The 18,020-nt window shown below is 44.7% G+C and carries 18 protein-coding genes; 3 read left to right on the top strand and 15 right to left on the bottom strand.

All coding sequences use genetic code 11. The features are described 5' to 3' along the window. Positions 1-21: 21 nt before the first annotated feature. On the bottom strand, positions 22-1,416 hold the full coding sequence (gene fumC, locus KNQ06_RS05245) for a class II fumarate hydratase (RefSeq protein WP_215147477.1): 1,395 nt from the start codon (positions 1,414-1,416) through the stop codon (positions 22-24). 117 nt (positions 1,417-1,533) lie between these two features. On the opposite strand from fumC, the gene KNQ06_RS05240 reads away from it, so the two are divergent. Then, positions 1,534-2,838 (top strand): hemolysin family protein, encoded by a 1,305-nt coding sequence (locus KNQ06_RS05240; protein WP_055968472.1) that lies wholly within the window; start codon positions 1,534-1,536, stop codon positions 2,836-2,838. Positions 2,839-2,860: 22 nt separating this feature from the next. Here the strand turns inward: KNQ06_RS05240 and KNQ06_RS05235 are convergent, their stop codons facing one another. The 3 genes from KNQ06_RS05235 to KNQ06_RS17130 are packed head-to-tail and all read right to left on the bottom strand — an operon-like array spanning position 2,861 to position 5,416. Next, positions 2,861-3,262, bottom strand: a complete 402-nt coding sequence (locus KNQ06_RS05235) for a reverse transcriptase-like protein (RefSeq protein ID WP_064299690.1) — start codon at positions 3,260-3,262, stop codon at positions 2,861-2,863. Further along, entirely contained in the window at positions 3,255-4,214 is a 960-nt protein-coding gene (locus tag KNQ06_RS05230) for a CobW family GTP-binding protein (RefSeq protein WP_215147475.1), read from the bottom strand. Before KNQ06_RS05230 ends, KNQ06_RS05235 begins: the two co-directional genes overlap by 8 nt. An 11-nt stretch (positions 4,215-4,225) precedes the next feature. Continuing rightward, positions 4,226-5,416, bottom strand: coding sequence for an HD domain-containing protein (locus KNQ06_RS17130; RefSeq protein WP_214723532.1), 1,191 nt, complete (start codon positions 5,414-5,416; stop codon positions 4,226-4,228). A gap of 140 nt (positions 5,417-5,556) precedes the next feature. Here KNQ06_RS17130 and KNQ06_RS05220 point away from each other — a divergent pair, with 140 nt between their 5' ends. Then, positions 5,557-6,042 carry a hypothetical protein gene (locus KNQ06_RS05220; RefSeq protein ID WP_215147473.1) on the top strand — a complete coding sequence of 162 codons (486 nt, stop codon included), beginning with the start codon at positions 5,557-5,559 and terminating at the stop codon, positions 6,040-6,042. A 269-nt stretch (positions 6,043-6,311) separates the two neighbouring features. On the opposite strand, the gene KNQ06_RS05215 is transcribed toward KNQ06_RS05220, so the two are convergent. The 11 genes from KNQ06_RS05215 to yvfG all read right to left on the bottom strand — a co-directional run bounded on the left by KNQ06_RS05215 (position 6,312) and on the right by yvfG (position 16,357). Further along, positions 6,312-6,878 carry a deoxycytidylate deaminase gene (locus tag KNQ06_RS05215; RefSeq protein WP_064299687.1) on the bottom strand — a complete coding sequence of 189 codons (567 nt, stop codon included), beginning with the start codon at positions 6,876-6,878 and terminating at the stop codon, positions 6,312-6,314. Positions 6,879-6,925: 47 nt separating this feature from the next. After that, on the bottom strand, positions 6,926-8,134 hold the full coding sequence (locus KNQ06_RS05210; protein WP_149427564.1) for a toxic anion resistance protein: 1,209 nt from the start codon (positions 8,132-8,134) through the stop codon (positions 6,926-6,928). After that, the gene (locus tag KNQ06_RS05205; protein WP_050677413.1) at positions 8,121-8,864 is read right to left on the bottom strand and encodes a 5-bromo-4-chloroindolyl phosphate hydrolysis family protein; all 744 of its coding nucleotides are present in this window, start codon (positions 8,862-8,864) and stop codon (positions 8,121-8,123) included. Before KNQ06_RS05205 ends, KNQ06_RS05210 begins: the two co-directional genes overlap by 14 nt. A gap of 251 nt (positions 8,865-9,115) precedes the next feature. Continuing rightward, the gene (locus KNQ06_RS05200) at positions 9,116-10,459 is read right to left on the bottom strand and encodes a sodium-dependent transporter (RefSeq protein ID WP_058705457.1); all 1,344 of its coding nucleotides are present in this window, start codon (positions 10,457-10,459) and stop codon (positions 9,116-9,118) included. Positions 10,460-10,629: 170 nt separating this feature from the next. Beyond that, positions 10,630-11,502 carry a diacylglycerol/lipid kinase family protein gene (locus KNQ06_RS05195; RefSeq protein ID WP_149427566.1) on the bottom strand — a complete coding sequence of 291 codons (873 nt, stop codon included), beginning with the start codon at positions 11,500-11,502 and terminating at the stop codon, positions 10,630-10,632. Then, positions 11,499-13,016, bottom strand: coding sequence for an ABC transporter permease/substrate-binding protein (locus tag KNQ06_RS05190; protein ID WP_214723536.1), 1,518 nt, complete (start codon positions 13,014-13,016; stop codon positions 11,499-11,501). Before KNQ06_RS05190 ends, KNQ06_RS05195 begins: the two co-directional genes overlap by 4 nt. After that, the gene (locus tag KNQ06_RS05185) at positions 13,013-13,744 is read right to left on the bottom strand and encodes an ABC transporter ATP-binding protein (RefSeq protein WP_050677660.1); all 732 of its coding nucleotides are present in this window, start codon (positions 13,742-13,744) and stop codon (positions 13,013-13,015) included. The genes KNQ06_RS05190 and KNQ06_RS05185 overlap by 4 nt, the downstream gene beginning before the upstream one ends. Positions 13,745-13,927: 183 nt before the next feature. Then, positions 13,928-14,563 carry a 3D domain-containing protein gene (locus KNQ06_RS05180; RefSeq protein WP_214770634.1) on the bottom strand — a complete coding sequence of 212 codons (636 nt, stop codon included), beginning with the start codon at positions 14,561-14,563 and terminating at the stop codon, positions 13,928-13,930. A gap of 685 nt (positions 14,564-15,248) precedes the next feature. Then, entirely contained in the window at positions 15,249-15,458 is a 210-nt protein-coding gene (locus KNQ06_RS05175) for a hypothetical protein (protein ID WP_023468601.1), read from the bottom strand. Positions 15,459-15,518: 60 nt separating this feature from the next. Continuing rightward, positions 15,519-16,130, bottom strand: coding sequence for an NUDIX hydrolase (locus KNQ06_RS05170; RefSeq protein WP_133207477.1), 612 nt, complete (start codon positions 16,128-16,130; stop codon positions 15,519-15,521). Continuing rightward, the gene (gene yvfG / locus KNQ06_RS05165; protein WP_217448908.1) at positions 16,127-16,357 is read right to left on the bottom strand and encodes a protein YvfG; all 231 of its coding nucleotides are present in this window, start codon (positions 16,355-16,357) and stop codon (positions 16,127-16,129) included. The genes KNQ06_RS05170 and yvfG overlap by 4 nt, the downstream gene beginning before the upstream one ends. Before the next feature lie 79 nt (positions 16,358-16,436). Here yvfG and KNQ06_RS05160 point away from each other — a divergent pair, with 79 nt between their 5' ends. Next, on the top strand, positions 16,437-18,011 hold the full coding sequence (locus KNQ06_RS05160; RefSeq protein ID WP_214723540.1) for an FAD-dependent monooxygenase: 1,575 nt from the start codon (positions 16,437-16,439) through the stop codon (positions 18,009-18,011). Positions 18,012-18,020 lie beyond the last annotated feature (9 nt).

Genomic DNA, 18,020 nt, shown 5'->3' with positions numbered 1-18,020 from the left:
GAATTCCCCCGCTTTTTCAACTCACGCTTTTAAGTTCGGACGGACCATATCTGCTGGTACGATCCATTGATCATATTGTTCTTCTGTTAGTAGACCAGTCGCAAGTGCTGCTTCTTTTAAGGTTGACCCGGATTGATGCGCTGCCTTTGCAATTTTCGCCGCATTCTCATATCCAATGTGCGGGTTGAGTGCAGTGACGAGCATCAACGAACGTTCGACGTTCTCAGCGATGACGGACTGTTCTGGTTCGATTCCGATCGCACAGTGGTCATTGAACGAATGCAAGGCGTCTGTCAGTAAGCGAACGGATTGTATGAAGTTATACATGATGACCGGCTTGAAGACGTTTAGTTCGAAGTTTCCTTGACTTGCAGCAAAACCAATCGTCGCATCGTTTCCAAGGACTTGCGCAGCGACCATCGTCAACGCTTCACTTTGAGTCGGATTGACTTTCCCAGGCATGATTGAGCTTCCCGGCTCATTTTCTGGAATCGTGATTTCGCCGATCCCTGCTCGTGGACCTGATGCGAGCCAGCGAACGTCGTTTGCGATCTTCATCGCGTCCATCGCTAACGCTTTGACCGCACCATGCGTAAAGACGAGTTGATCGTGGCTTGTTAGGGCGTGGAATTTGTTTTCCGCACTCGTGAATTCATATCCCGTTTCTTCACTCATCTTTTGCGCAGCCAAATCACCGAACTCAGGATGTGCGTTGATGCCCGTTCCAACAGCCGTACCGCCGATTGCTAATTCCGTTAACGGATCAAGCGTCCGTTCGATCATTTGCTTCGAAATTGCAAGCATCCGGACCCAACCGCTGATTTCTTGACCGAGTGTGATGGGTGTAGCATCTTGCAAGTGTGTCCGTCCGATCTTGACGATATCTGCAAACGCGTTCGCTTTTTCGTCAAGTGTCGCATGCAAAGCATCGATTGCTGGGAATAGTGATTCCAACAAGACTGTCTTCGCCGCTAAATGCATCGCTGTCGGATATGTATCATTTGAACTTTGTGATTTGTTGACGTCATCATTCGGATGAATCGTCGTCTCACTGCCTTGTTCTTTCAACTTGCGTGTCGCGACCCGAGCGATCACTTCGTTGACGTTCATATTTGACTGTGTACCTGAACCCGTTTGCCAAACGACAAGCGGAAACTCATCATCGAATTTCCCCGCGATGATCTCGTCACATACTTCAGCGATGACACCCGCTTTTTCTGCCTCAAGCACGCCTAAGTCGCGGTTCGCAAGCGCCGCTCCTTTTTTCAGGACTGCAAAGGCACGAATGACTTCAATCGGCATTTTTTCCGTTCCGATCTTAAAGTTTTCTAGACTACGTTGTGTTTGTGCGCCCCATTCCTGCGCTTCTGGTACACGAATTTCCCCCATCGTGTCACGTTCTACACGGTATTCCATAAACAAATTCCCCCTTTTGATTATTTCTCTTTTAGTTTAACGCAAAAGTAGACAGAATGGGAATGAGAGAGACAGTTTTGGGGAATAGTTTATTATCGAAAAAGGAGTGAAGATTTCATGTGGTTGATTAACTTAACGATTGTACTGCTTTTGATTCTAGCAAACGGTATTTTTGCGATGACCGAACTCGCTTTGCTTTCCTCAAAACGGTCGAAATTAGAGAAAGCAGCGAATGATGGCAAAAAGTCAGCCCATGTTGCGTTAGAGTTACTTGATCGACCAACCGATCTGTTATCGACTGTTCAAGTCGGCATCACGTTAATCGGCATCGTCAATGGTGCCTTTGGTGGTGCCGCTCTCTCAGGACCGGTCATCAAGTGGCTTGCTCAATTCGCGTGGCTCGCCCCTTATGCCAGTACGATCGGCTATATTCTAGTCGTAACGATCATCACCTATATTTCACTCGTCATCGGTGAACTCGTTCCTAAGCGTGTCGCCCTTGTCAGTCCAGAACGGGTCACGATGTGGCTTGCCCCACCGATGCGTTTTTTCTCGATTGTGCTTCGACCATTCATTTGGGTTCTAAGTAAGTCGACGAGTTCCATCTTCCGTTTGATTGGTCTGGATCGCCTGCAAACAGAAGACGAGACGGAAGACGAAGTCCGGCAATTACTGATTCGTGGTACGCAAGAGGGAACCTTCAATCGGTCTGAAGCGGAGCAAGTCTCTCGTGTGTTTGATTTTCATGATTTGTACGCTTACGAACTGATGGAGCCGCGTACCGTTACCGAATGGATTGACTTAGCGGATGACTCCGATACGATCTTACAAGAGCTCCGGCAAGCGCGACATCGAAACTTACCGGTTGGTCATGGTGACTTGGATCACTTCGTCGGTTTCATCGATGCGAAAGAGGTGCTATCAACGGAACGACCTGTTCAAGAACTTGAACGACTGATTCAATCACCACTGATCGTTCCCCGTCAATTAAAAGCAACCGTTTTGCTTGAACGGATGCGCAAAGAGACGGTATCAATCGCCTTTGTTCTTGATGAATACGGTGGTTTCCTCGGCATGATCACCTTATTTGACATCCTCGAAGCATTCGTTGGCGAAATTTCAAGCGTTGAGGAAGAACCGGAACTTGTCATGCGAAAGGATGGCTCCTTCCTAGCGGATGGTCTATTGCACATCGATGATTTAAAGCGGACGCTCGGTTATACAGAAGACTTACCCGGTGAACAGTTGAACGCCTATCATACGGTTGCTGGTTTGATTCTATATACGTTAGGTGATGTCCCCTCCCGTGGGAGTACTGTCGAAATTGGACCGTACCGGTTTGAAGTCGTTGATTTAGACGGACGACGCGTCGACCAAATTCTGATCGAGCGCATCGAACATGAACAAACACCCCTACCGTGAGGATAGGGGTGTTTGTCGTCAATCATGCTTCGTATAATCGTAACGCCTCTCGTGCGACACGATCTGCTTTGTTCTCCGACCGTGGAATCCACTTCACGAAAGCGAGTGGTAAGAGTTGATAACGTGCAAAGGCAGGATCAAAAATCGTCTGCGTTCGTTTGTTCTTGACGAATTCGCGTTCGACTGCGAGTGCAACGGCTTCTGAATCCGTCCGAAACGAAATGACGCTCTCGCCTTGTGCAATCAGTTCGTGCGCCCATTCGACGGCTTTCGCAAAAGCAATAAATTCTGCTTCATGATTATTGATCGCTTGAATTTGATACATTTTTTCCGTGACTTCGCCCTCGGAATTTTTACTGAAAAGCCCAACCGCCGCTTCATCATTTGAAGGACGGACCGTACCGTCAAAATAAAGTTCAACCATGTTCAATTGCCGCCTCGATTCCTTTTCGTATCGCTTGTTCATCTAGCCCTTTCCCAATGAAGACGAGCGTCGTCTTTGGTTGTTCGCTAAATGGTTCTCTGATTGCTGTGCCATAAATCATGCCAGTACCTTGTAAAATGACCTTTCGATCCGTATCTGCAAAATGAATGATTCCTTTATAGCGATAGAGATCTTCCGCATACGCTTCTAACACCTCACGTAGGACCATTCCAAATCGATTTCGGTTCAAGGGTCGTTCCTCGACAATCGTCAATGCCGTGAAATCCTCAACCGATTGATGAATCTGATCCGTTTGTTGACTGAGTCGTACTTGCTCTTCTTTTGGAAAATGGAACGTTTCAAACAGTCGGTCCGATTCAAGTTGAGCCTGTTCCGTTTCAATGATAGCTGCAGAAGGATTTCGTTCGCGAAGTAAAGCGGACAACGTTTCGCGCTTTGACTCGTCAATCAAATCTATTTTATTCAAGATCAGGACGTCAGCAAAGCCGATTTGTTTCACATTTTCTTGGAACGTCAGTTGACGTTCCAAGTGATACGCATCGATGACCGTAACGACACTTGAAATCTGATAGGACTGTTCAACAGCCGGCTCAAAGTAGAATGTCTGTAGAATCGGCCCTGGATCAGCAACGCCTGTCGTCTCAATCAATAATCGATCAAACGATAACTCCCCATCTCGACGGCGTTTTGCGATCCGTAGCAACGCATCCCGTAAATCACCGCGAATCGAACAACAAATGCAGCCATTCGTCAATTCGATCATCTCTTCGTCACTTCGTTCAATCAATGCTTCATCAATATGAACAGAACCTACTTCATTGACGAGCAAGGCAAACTTTTCTGTCGGTTGAGAAACGAGATGATTGAGTAGCGTAGTTTTACCGGCACCTAAAAAACCAGTAATGACGGTCGTACGTATTTTGTCTTGCATGATTTCACTCCTTAGCGTCCTTGTTGCTGACGCCATTTTTCTTTTCGTGCATCGAGTAGATCAATCGCATGAAGATACCAAGCATCTGTCGTTTGCGGCGTAACACTTGATCCCCACTCGCGTTTACCATGGTGTGATAATACCATATGCATGAGACGGTGATAAACAGCACGCGGTAATCGGATATCTTCTTCTCGAAGTGCTTGTTCGAGAACAAAACAACCATATGGCATATGACCCATCAATACACCGTCCGGATCAAGCGCAATACCTGCCAGTTCTTCCTCTTCTTCTGTTACGTGCAACAGTCTTGAAAAACGATCTGTCGATGCACCCGCATGCGTATACTCCCATAGCTTTCCGATGTCGTGCAATAAAATACCGAGCAACAACTCATTCGGATTCGGTCGTTGATCTAACAGAGCAATCCCTTTTGCCGCTTGATAGAGGGCATCAAAACTGTCATCCCAAGAAAATTGACGTATCTCTCGTTCAGCTGCTTGGAAGAGTTCATTTTTATGATCGGCTTCTGCTTCTTGAATACATTTGAGTAGCATCAAGTATGGTTGTTCACTATCACAAATTCCTCGACCAATCGTCATCATACAAGCAGTATGTTTCAGCAAACCACCGATATAGGCATGGTGATGAAACAGCGCAGCCGGTCGTGTTGAAAAATCCGCCCAGTACTGTCGCAGAATCGAGAGCGCGATTTCTTGGTAAGGAGAATCAAGTTGACCGACTAGTCCAAGCAACTGATCACGATACGTTTCAAGCGATTCATCTGCTGGTAATTGTGGTAGGAACTGCGTCGGTGAGGCGTCATGAATCGGAGTGACGCGCTGAACGGTCAATGACTTGTTTCCGGATTGCGGCGGATATTCCTCTACCTTTGCCTCGACCCGAACGATTCGTGTTTCGAGATATGGACGAAGTGCTTCTTCTGCCGTTCCTTGATTGATCCACTGTTTCCCCTTACAAGATCCAGCGGGCGAATTGAACGTGAACTGCAGCCATTCTCGTCCGGTTTGACCTGTGCGGATTTCACCCGAGGCAACGAGTAAAACTTCTTCGATTCGTTCACCCGAAACAAGCGTCTCTATCGAAAGTCCAATCGGTTGATTCGATTGATGGATGGAAAAAGTATCATTTTCATAAGAAGGCATCGTCACTTCCGGAAGTGCTTTGAATAATTGAATCACGTCATCTCACTCCTTTTTCTTCACTCATATCATAGCAGACACGATTTCATCACGACTACTAGTAAACAGATATTGTAAGCGTTTTCTAAATGAATTATGATGAAACTGGAAGTCCATTTTATGCTTAAGGAGGAGAAACGATGATTCGACCACTTACTCAACTATACAGTGAAGCTGTTGGCACACTCGATCAATGGACGGTATCCGAAATCGTGACCCGCGATCAAATTCGGCAAGCTGTCCAGTTGTACGATCCATATCAAATGCATTCGTCATATGCTTTGGAACATTTGTTGATTCATGAATTGCGTGAAGCTTGTCATTATGTCCAAGAACAAGGGCTAACGTTGGCTGATGCGCAAACAGAGCTTCTCATCCTCTCTGCTTTCCAAAGTGATGCCGGCTATCAAGCAGAAGAAATTCAAGATATGTCTCCCACTGCAATCAAACGGCACTTGTCTTCGCTAGACGCCGCATTCAACCGACTATTACATCAACTATTCTTACATCAATCGCAACCAGACATCCTCTGTCAGCGATTCATGACGATCCTTTCAGGTGCGGTCGCCACAAAATGTGCAATCCGTGCTAAACGCCTCAAGGAAGCGACACTTGTTCATCCATAAAAAAAATCCTGACTCATGTGAGTCAGGATTTTTCATTCAACGACCTGGCATTCCAGCTCCTTGATTGGTTTTGTATGAAAATGCGGCGTTCCGCTTCGTCATATTCTATAGTCATCATGCCAAACTATTCAAGGTCTGTCAATTCTTTTCTAAAAAAAAGTGGACCGATTTTCGATTGAAAATCAGTCCGAATGGAAGAGTGAATAATTACCATGGCAATGCTTGATTTCATCATACAATGCAATGGAAGCGTTTACAACCCTTTTTCGTTAAATTTTTTCAAGAAAATATTCGTTTGCGAGTGGCAAGTGGATGACTTCGATTCCACTTTGTCGCATGAGATTCAATCCGTCCCCATATTCATAACCTGTCGAATAAACGACACGATCGATTTTAGAAGCGATGAGCGCTAAACTACACGCATGACACGGACTATGTGTGACATAAGCTGTTGCATGACGAGCGCTCGTCGAATCAGCTGCTAGCTTACCGAGCGCGTTGATTTCAGCATGAATCTCATGTTGCTTCGACCATTCATGGTGTTCTTCCTGATTTTCGCACCGATAAAAGAGAATCCCGTTTCGTTCAATCAATTCTTCAACAATCGGGTGGTCAGGACGCGATGTATAGAGAATACCATCTTGCTTTAAGTAAATTTCGTTGCAATTCACATGCTGACTAGGTGTTCCGTTTATTCCGATTGAAATCGGCTTTTCATCTTTGACGATGACACAGGCAACGGATTTTGAGGCACATTTTGAATGACGGTCTGCCATCATCCGTGCGAATAATAACCATGTCGTATCCCATTTCAACTGCTTCTCTTCATTATTCATTCAAACTCTCCTTTCATGAAGGAAAGGAACACGAAATGTCGTGTTCCTTAGTATGGTCGATTCGGTAATTCTCTGCTTTTTGAGGCGACTTCGATGACTTTTTGTTTCAATTCATTCTCCATTCGCTCTAGTTCATGCTCTGCGTCGCGGCGCTTTTGTTTTCCTTCTTGTTGGATGCGTAATGTCTCATCCAGTGTCTCGATCAAGTTTTGGTGCGCCACTTTTAACGATTCAACGGATACGATACCTTTTTCGTTTTCTTCCGCAATTTCAATCGACGATTCCTTCAGCAACTTCGAATTTTGCTCAAGTAACTGGTTCGTCGTATTGGTGACATCCTTCTGCATTTCAAGCGCTGCTTTTTGACGCGACAGACTCAAAGATAGGACAACTTGGTTCTTCCAAAGTGGAATCGTATTGACGACTGCTGATTCAATTTTTTCCGCTAGAATTTGGTTATTTTGTTGAATGACACGAATTTGCGGTGCCATCTGCAAGCTAATCGTTCGGGATAATTTTAAATCATGGATTTTCTTTTCAAAACGATCCGTCAATTGAATCAAGTCATTCAATTCCTGTAACTTCGTTTGATCCCGCGATACTTCAACTTCTGTTCGTAACGGTTCGATTTCATGTTGGCGAACGTGAGCGATTTTCGTCTCACCAGCCGCAATATAGACGTTTAATTCTTCAAAATAGCGCTTGTTCTTTTGATACATTTGATCGAGTAACGTGATGTCCTTCATCAATCCAAATTTTGATCGATCAAGATTGTGTACGACTTCTTCTAGATACGCACTCATCTTCTCGTATTGTAAGAAGTACGTCTCCGCTTTTTTCTTCGCCCGACCAATGACCGGTACGTTCGACCAGAAGCTCTTTTTTTCTTGGAGTGTATCTGGGTCCATTTGGCGGACACGTTGCATTAAGTCACTCAGCAATTTTCCTGCTTCCCCGCCGTCCTTCATCTTCACTTCACTTAAGACTTGATCAGAGAATTGGGATAGTTCACGCTGGACGGGCGCCCCGAATTGCATGACGGCATCCGTTTTTTGAAGATCAATCACCTGCAGTAGACGTTCAATCTTTTGTCGTTGTTCTGACGGAACATCTGAAGGAATCATCTCTTCTACTGGTTGCACAGGCATTTTCGGTGGTGTCTCTGCTACATTCAGATCGACCGACGGATCAGAAATCGTCGGTTGATCTTGCTCATCAGGCCATTGTTGCCATGTATCTTTATCAGAATGGGTCATGTCGGTAACTCTCCTCCTGTTTTCGTTGTTCAGTCTCTTGCGTCAACACCTTTTCAATCGTCAAGAGTTCCCGTTCTAAATCAACGGTATCCCCTTCAAGCAACAAGGTTTGTTGTTGCTTTAATTTTTGTCCGATCATTTTCAAGTTCGAAATCAATTGATTTTTCGTATCCAATTGAACTTGAGCACCACGGCGTTCCAAATCGGCATATTTTTCTGAAATTGACAATAAGGAATCCAGGTAGAACGTAAAGAAGTCCCGAACTTTTTTGACGTCGCGCGGACTTTCATATAACTCTTCGAACAAGACATGTGCTTCACGCGAAACGATTCGCATCTCACTTCTGATTTCACCATCTCGAATGGAGGGAACAATTTGATCGTACGTCTGGATTTTTGTGAATCCTTCTTCGATCGTCCGTTGCAATACTTGAAGTTCTAAATCATCCGTCTCTTCAAATCGGCGTGTCGCCCGTTCCGGTTTTAAAATGACACTTCCGACGAACTCGTCTTCGTCATCAAGTAGTAATTTCTTTTTCACATTTTTTCGCTTAATTTCGGTCGATTTCCGTTCTGTCCGATATCGTCGACCTGGTTTTGTTCGATAACCGCTCCAAATGAACCACAAACCAAGAGCGATGAAGATTCCCGAGAAGTTGAACGTATCGGCCAATTGTAGAAATACGAACATCATACCGATGGAACCAAATATCCACCATGAAGACTTCATGTCATCCCCTCTTCCTTCGTACTAATTCTTCTATCAGGTTTACGTGTCTTTATTTTAACATTACGTAACGTCTAACAAAAAGTTTCCCGTTTTTCCGAAATGTTACGCCTCGTGTATTTATATTTCAACATACTTTTAAAAATATCGCATCAGACCGAAGAATGAACTATCCGTTCTTTCTTTCGCATGATTCTTTTGACAACAAATAAGGTAGTCGACAAAATTGTCGACTACCCTAAAAAAGTGATCAATTATCCGAATAATGGCCATACAAGGATGATCAAAATCGCGATCGGACTCAAGTAACAAACACTCACACGCCACACAGGTACGATTTTTTTCATGAATGGACTCGTCACGAGTTCCTGTTCGACAAGAGTACGATCGAGCTTGTACCCAGCAAAAATCGAAATCAGTAAAGCACCAATCGGCATTAAAATATTCGAGACAAGGAAATCAACGCTGTCAAAGAACGTTTTCCCCATGAATTGAGCATCACTCAACATACCGAACGAGAGTGCGGACGGAATTCCGACGATCGCAATCGCAAGTGTCGCAAGCCATGTCGTCCGCTTTTTATCACGCGATGTCGCATTTTCCTTACGATCCGTTAATGAAGCAACAACGACCTCAAGCATAGCGATCGATGAAGTGATCGATGCGAAAGCAAATAGAAGGAAGAACAGTGTCAAGAACAACGAGCCAAACTGGATCTGACTGAAAACAGTCGGCAATACGATGAAAAGCAATGCCGGTCCTTCTGCAGGGTCAAGACCCGAAGCAAAAACAGCTGGGAAAATCGCGAATCCAGCTAATAATGAGACCGCGACATTCATCGCGACGATCCATGCGGCGGAACGATTAATCTCGCCACGTTCCTTCATGTAGGAAGCATACGTCAGCATCGCCGATACACCGAGCGATAAGGAGAAGAACGCTTGGCCAAGCGCACTCAGGACAGAAGTTCGGTTGAGGACCGAAAAATCAGGCTGTATGAAGAATTTAACACCTTCCATTGCACCATCAAGTGTCAATGATCGAACGACAAGGATGATGAAGCACACGAATAATAATGGCATCATGATTTTACTCATTTTTTCAATACCGGATTGAACACCACGTAAGACGATCCAACATGTCAAAGCGAGGAAAATCAATTGCCCTGAAATGACATATAACGGTGAGGCGGAAATCGTTCCGAACAATTCACCAAGCGCACCACTGTCCATCGTCGTCAGGCGACCTGTGAAACCAAGAATGGTATAAATCAAGACCCATCCTCCGATGACGCTGTAGAAAGAGAGCAACAAGAAACAGGCGATGACACCAAGTACACCAATGAATGTGAACTTCTTATGACCAAGTGCCGAGAACGCTTGAAGTGCTGTTTTTCCACTCGTACGACCGATTAAAAACTCGGCAATTAAAACGGGCAGTCCAAGTAATAAGGTAAACACGAGGAACAAGAGTAAAAACGCGCCTCCTCCGTTCGTTCCAGTCGTGTACGGGAATTTCCAGATGGCCCCCAGACCAATGGCGGATCCCGCTGCTGCTAAAATAAATCCAACTTTTGAAGCCCATGCGTTTCCTTTCATGGTGCTCCACCTCCTTTTCAAAATACTTTTTCATTGTACAGAAAGAATCTGTGAAAGTCATCCTTTATCAAATATTTTCTTTAAAGCGTCAAAGCATAACCGCATATATGTACTGAAATATAAAAAAGAAGGTCGTTTTTTATGACGACCTTCTCTTCATTCGTACTTTATTATTGTGTGCCTCCATACATGCGCAGGTACTCCGGCAACACTTTAACTGTAACCGGCGTATGGATGGCTTTCTCACCATCTGTATCAATGACTTTTGCATCTTTTGTTTTCAGCTGAAAACCACTCGTCAAGATATGTGTAAAGGAAGGATCATTGGCAAGACCAATTTTTTGAAGAATCACATCTCGAATGGTTGTCAAGTTTACTTCATCGACGATCACTAAATCAAGTTTCCCGTCATTATAGGCTCCATCTGATAAGTTCGTCTCGATTCCACCGAGTGATTCTCCGTTTGCCGCCAGAATGAGAACTGCTTCGCCGGTCATGTGACGACCTTCATCTAAAATCAGTTCATATTCGAAGGGTTGTGCTTCTAGACTTGAGCGAATCGTCGATAGATAATATCCCATCTTCCCGAGACGCGCTTTTTCTTCTGTATCGATGCCAATCGATGCCTCTGCGACAAGACCGACACCAAGGAAATTCAAGAAATAGCTATTTTCGACTTGTCCGAGATCGACCTGAACAACGTGTTGCATCGCGATTGCTTCCGCAGCAAGCCGAGGAGCCATCGGTAAACCAAGCGTTCGAGCGAAGTCGTTACAGGTCCCTCCAGGAATGATGCCAAGTATCGGGCGATCATCCAGTTTTGCGACCCCGTTGATTGTCTCGAAAACCGTCCCATCTCCGCCGATGACGACGACCGCATCAAATGCGGACGAATCTTCCGCAAATTGCATCGCATCTCCAGCTTGCTTCGTATTCTTGATGACGATTTCATCGAATAATATACTTAATGGTTCGATGACTTCTCCAAGTAACCCCGTGCCGTTTGTCCCAGCTGTCGGGTTACTGATCAGTAAAAGTTTCATTGAATGACGCCTTCCTTCTTCAGGTAATCACGAGCGACCTCATTCGCCGTCTTCCCGCCGTATGCGACAGCTTCATTCATTTTTGACATCTCTTCATCTGAAATTTTACCTGACAATTGCTCAAGTGCTTGTTTTACTTCTGGATACTCCTCGATCGTCTCTTGTCGCAGAAGAGGAGCTCCTTCGTATGGAGGGAATAGTTGCTGATCATCTTTTAAGACGACCATGTCGTATTTCGCAATCTCCGGATCTGTCGAATAGGCATCAATGACATCGATTTCCCCTGATTCGATTGCTTTATAACGCAATTTCGGCTCCATCGTGACGACCTTCTGGAAATTGACATCATATTTATCTTGAATCCCTTTATACCCATCCTGTCGATCCTTAAATTCTAACGTGAATCCAGCCGTCAACTGATTCGCGACCTGTTTTAAATCAGAGATCGTCTTCAAATCGTAGCGTTCTGCTAATTTCTTTGGAACAGCTACAGCATAGGTATTGTTATAGTTCATCGGTGGTAGCAAGGCTAAATCTTGTTTTTCAAGACCGGCTTTTGCTTGTTCGTACACTTCTTTTGCATCATTCGACTTCGGTTTTTCATTCGTCAAACTAGCGAGCACCGTTCCTGTGAACTCTGGATACGCATCGATATCTCCTGACTCGAGTGCCTTGTAGACAAACGTCGTCTTCCCGAAGTTTGGTTTGACTTGTACCGTCAAATCCGTTTCATCTTCGATGACAATCTTATACATATTCATTAAAATTTCCGGTTCTACACCTAGTTTTCCGGCGACGACGAGATCTGGTCGTTCACTACGCCCGAACGCAAATGGTGCGGCGACGATCGCGACCATCAAGACGACTGCCGTCACGAGACGTGCTGTTTGTCGTTTACGTGTCGCTACTTCCGTTTGACGTAACAATCCATCAAATAAAAGTGCGAGGAGTGCTGCTGGAATCGCACCCAGCAATAATAGATAGTTATCATTGCGGTCAATCCCGAGGAGAATGATCGAGCCTAATCCCCCAGCACCAATCAAGGCAGCAATCGTTGCTGTACCAATGATCAGTACCATTGCTGTTCGAATCCCAGCCATCATGACAGGCAAAGCCAACGGGAGTTCGACTTTCCAAAGACTTTGCATCGGGGTCATCCCACACGCTCGTGCTGCTTCCTTGATCGAAGGATCGACTTCGGCAAGACCCGTGTAGGTATTACGAACGATTGGTAATAAGGAATATAAGACAAGTGCAATAATGGACGGGACTGTACCGATCCCGACAAGTGGTATCATCAGACCGAGTAACGCGAGTGATGGAATCGTCTGGATGACAGAGGTTACACCAATCGACCACTCACTCAGACGTTTGTTACGTGATAAGTAAATCCCAAGCGGAATAGCGATTACACAGGCAATGAGCAAGGAGATGACCGATAATTGAATATGCTCGATTAGCGCTTGAAGCAATTCAGTCTTCCGGTCTTGATACGTTTCGATCAATCCATTCATTCGACACTCCCCCTGACTTGACGCATGAACTCTTGAACGAATGGATCGTTACTGGCTAGTACCTCTTCCTTCGTACCGATGAAAGCGATCTCTCCAGCGTTCATCAGACAGATGCGACTGCCTAGTTTCAACGCTTCGTTCATATCGTGCGTGACAAATAAAATTGTTTTACCAAGCTCTTCGTTTAGATGCAACAAATCATTTTGTAATTGCTCACGTGAAATGGGATCAAGAGCAGAAAATGGTTCGTCCATCAAGATGACGTCTTGTTCTGCTGCGAGTGCCCGCATGACACCGACACGTTGTTGCTGTCCACCAGAGAGTTCACTTGGATATTTTTTCTTAAGTGATGTGTTTAACCCAGTCAACCGAAATAATTCATCGACTCGTTGTACTACTTTCTCCTTTTTCCACTTCAATAACTCAGGCACGACGCTGACGTTTTCCTCAATCGTCATGTGTGGAAAGAGAGCGATCTGTTGTAAGACATAGCCAATTCGCCGTCGAAGTTCATGCTCATTGATCGACATGATCGGTTCACCATCGATCCAAATTTGTCCTTCCGTATGATCAATCAATCGATTGACCATTTTCATCGTCGTTGTTTTACCGCACCCTGAAGGACCGATCAAACAAAAAATCTCGCCTTGTTCAACCGTAAAATTCACGTGTTGCACTGCCTTTGTTCCGTCTGCATACGTTTTGCCGACATCCTTGAATTCAATCACGAACCATCCCTCGTTTCCCGGTTTATTATCTTTGTAAAATTCCCCTTTCTTGGACATTCTAAAACCTATTCCGTCTACTCTTTCCCCTGTTTTCTAAATCCATCATCGAACAGATCGATATTTTATTCTTCATCAAAACAAAAAGACGATGGAAACTATCCACCGCCTAACCGTAAACTTCTCTTATTCGAACGTCACCGTGACTTGACGGCGACCCCATTCTAAAGCTTCTTGTTTTGAACCGACAAGAAGATCCATGATTTTCCCGCGAATCGCACCACCTGTATCGAGCGCAATCGCATCGCCGAAACCTTCTACATGTACCTTAGTTCCAAGCGGTACGACCGATGGATCGACAGCAACGATGCGACGTCCTTCGTATGTAATCGTATTCGTGACGTCATAACCCGATGCCGTTAAGGCGCGACCATTATACAAACGGCTTCCATTGTTTTCTGGATTCGTCGTATACGCTGTCGTCTCAAATGTTTCCGTACGTTTTGTGGAACGGTCAGCGTTTGCTTGAGTTCGACTTTGTTTCTTTACCTGTCGTGCTTCCTTTTTGGCTTCTTGTGCTGCTTTTGCTTTTTGCTCTGCTTCTGCTTTTTGCTTAGCCAAGGCTTTTAGACGCGCTTGTTTTTTCGCCTCTGCTTGTTCACGCTTTTCTTGAGCAGCTTGACGTTTCATCTCTAATGGATTTTGTACGATCGTCTTCTCCGTACCGATCCCGATTTGTGCTGCCGACGCTTCGTGATGCGGCAAAAGAATAAATATGAATCCCGCTAAACAAAGGGATAAAAGGAATGATGTTCGTTTCATGTTGATGCCAACCTTTCTCGCCGTTTTACGACCCGCACAACGTATCACGGTGACAAATAGTTTGAAAAGCGAACACTATGAATTGAAATATATCTGTCAAAAAGTAACGAAATGGTTACACGCTTACAAAAAACGCTCTCAATCGTTGTGTATCAACGTTTTTATATTTTGTAACCGTTCTGTTACGAATTAATCTTTGTTACTCTTTTGTAATAAATGTATCTTTTCGATGTTTTCAGTCATTTTGTCCAATTCTTCAAAAATCAAAAGAATGTAGGATTTCATTATTATTCAGTCCGCTGGATGAACATAAAAAAACACACCAATTATGTGGTGTGCTGAGTTTGCAAACAAGATGGTCCTGCGGAACCAGTTGTTCCAATATGATGGTGGTATGTTTTAATCGATGATGGTGATCTCTTTTACCCATTATGGGAAGTCTTTCTCTTTCTTCGTTTATACTTTTTTATACCGAAAGAAAGAGGCGAGAAGCGTTTTGTTCAATCGAAATCGCTTCCTAGGGGAAAACAAGCAGGAGCGACCCTGCAATGAAGTGAAGCGGCGCAATGCTTGTTCCAGGAAAACGATTCGAGATGAACAAAAAAGCGCAATCTTTCTCGTTAAGAGAAAAATTACGCTTTGTCTTAAGTCTGAGCAAACCAATTATGTGGTGTGCTTTCATGTATTATTTTGTTTTGCGCTCTAGCAATTCAATCTCTGACTTTAATAAAACTTGTTTTTCAAACTCTAAGCCGAGTGCCTCAAAGTTTTTCGTGTGGGATACATCACCAACGACCGTATTTGTCAATACTGCCGTTACTTCCGCCACCCAGCCTTCTTTCGTTTTTACCATATCGCCAACGATATAATCGAATAACTCTTCTGTTTCTTCCATTTTACTCATCTCCTGACACGTTCAATTACAGTTAATCATATAAAATAACGACCGAAAAAGCTAGTCACGCGTCAATTGAGCTAAGAACTGGCGCAAGATTTTAGCAGTTAGTCCCCAAATCAGATAGTCCCCGTGCTCATAAAAATGCTCCGTGACTGTATACGTACGATCCAGATAGGCTTCTCGATTCGCCATTCGTTCGGTCGGCACTTCCTTACCAGGGCGAATCCGCCACTCCATATCTCCTTTAATCGGCTTTGAAGTCATCAATTCCGTTAATGACACAAGAAACACATGATCGACTTCAGCCGGCGAAGGATTAAAGTCTGTCGCATGGAGAATACCAAGATACGGATAAATGATCGACCGGTTCGGTGTCACGAGTGGTTCAAGCGTTCCAATCACTTCGATTTCAGAAGCACTGACATTTAATTCTTCAACCGTTTCGCGGACAGCCGCTGCTTTCGGTAATTCACCGCCATCGATCCGACCACCTGGAAAAGCGATTTCACCTGGTTGCGAACGTAATGTCTTAGCTCGTACTTGAAATAACAAATAGACTTCGCCATTCTGTTCAACTAACGGAACGAGTACAGCTGCCGCATGACGAGGTAAACGTTCTTCAGAATCTACGTAATGCTTTCGGATATCGGCTAAGTTCACCTGTTTCATCGCCCTTCTTGTGCAACGTGTTGGTACGCCTCTTCCAGATGGCGCATACGGACGATGAGATCCGCATTCTTAGCAATCCGGTCCGATAAAATCGATCCTGCTACCGTCTTGTAATAGGCGTTTAACGCATGTCGTTTCGTCAGATGTGCCTCATTCTGACGGATATATTCTTTAAAATTCGCAATCAATCGTTCTGTCGTAAAAAGTTGTTCGTTCACAAGTTTCATCCTTTCACACGTCAAGCGTGTCATCAATAGTTTAATGGTAACGAGTTTTGGCTAAGATGTAAATTAAGGGGGGTTATCCGTGAATAAAAAATTAGATGTCCTCATTATCGGTGCCGGACCAACCGGTTTAACACTCGCACTCGCACTCTCACGCTATGGATTATCCTTTCGCATCGTCGAACGTGCAAGCGGACCATCTGTCGTCTCAAAAGCGATCGGGATTCAAGCGCGTTCTCTGGAGTTGTTCGCAAGGCTTGGTGTTGCAGAAGACTTGATGGAGAATGCAATCAAAATCAATCAAGGAAACCTCTATGTCAATGGTGCATGGCAGGCAAAACTTGATTTTACGGATTTGAATACACCTTTTCCGTTCGTTACGCTGTTGCCTCAAAGTGAGACGGAACGGATTCTTGAAGCGCAACTCGCCCAATATGGACACGTAGTCGAGCGCGAAACAGAATTAACAGGGTTTGCTCAATTTCCAACTTTCGTTACAGCATCCTTACAACATAAAGGAGAAACAGAGACGGTCGACGCTTCCTTCATCATCGGAGCAGATGGTGCAAACAGTTTCGTCCGTCGTGAACTCGGGCTTCCGTTCAGCGGGAAGTCGTTCAAAGAATCGTGGGCACTGGCTGACATCGAGGTCGACTGGCCGCTCTCTTCTGAGGAAGTTCATATCTTTTTCTCTGATCATGGCGTTATCGAGTCGTTCCCTCTCCAGTCGAACTTGTTCCGGATTACCGGCAATCTAACGAGCGGACCTGTTCCGACCGACCATAAAGCGATTGATGACTTTTTACAAAATCGAGCAAAAGTACCGTTTGAGCTCAAAAAAGTCCATTGGTATTCGATGTTTCGTGTCCATAATCGGATCATCGAGAAATTCGGTCACCACCGGATTTATTTGATCGGGGACGCAGCACACATCAATTCACCCGTCGGTGGTCAAGGAATGAATACCGGAATTGCTGATGCGATGAACCTCGCTTGGAAACTATGGTGTGTCCATCAGTTCAAGGCGAGTTTTCCATTACTTGATTCTTACAGCGTCGAACGTCGGGAAGCGGCACAAGGGATCTTACGATCAACCAATCTTGCGACGGAACTTTTGCAAATCAATATTCCTTTTTTATTGCCCTTGCAGGAAAAAGTCATTCGAAATAGTCTAAAGATCGCACCCTTACATCATTTCGTGACGAACCGAATTGCACAGCTCAACAGCCACTACCCAGCGAGTTCGACCTTCGTCACACAAGGACACTTTAGTCCATTGACACCAAAACCAGGCGAACCGATGCCTTACAGTGAAGTCGTTCACCCGCGGACGAAAAAGAACGAACTATTGTTACGTCGTGCCGATCGGAATTTCTTATTACTACTGTTCTTACCAAAAAATGCAACCGATGATCTTCTTGAGCCATTCAAGGAACTCGCCTATACTTATCCCGATCTATTTGAGACAGTACCGATCCATCAATCCCTTAAAGAGGATGGTGTCGTCGATCAAGGCGGTGAACTGGCACGACGCTTTGGCATCAAGCAATCTGGATTATATTTAATTCGCCCTGACGGTTATATCGCGTATCGCCAACAAGGTTTGAAAAGTAAATCGTTCGCCCGCTATGTTGAACGTTTACTTTATGCGCGTTAACTCGGTATG

The sequence above is a fragment of the Exiguobacterium sp. s91 genome (genome assembly GCF_018618915.1).
Taxonomy (GTDB): domain Bacteria; phylum Bacillota; class Bacilli; order Exiguobacteriales; family Exiguobacteriaceae; genus Exiguobacterium_A; species Exiguobacterium_A abrahamii.
The sequence above is the reverse complement of the archived record's forward strand: the minus strand, read 5'-3'. Positions and strand labels throughout refer to the sequence as shown.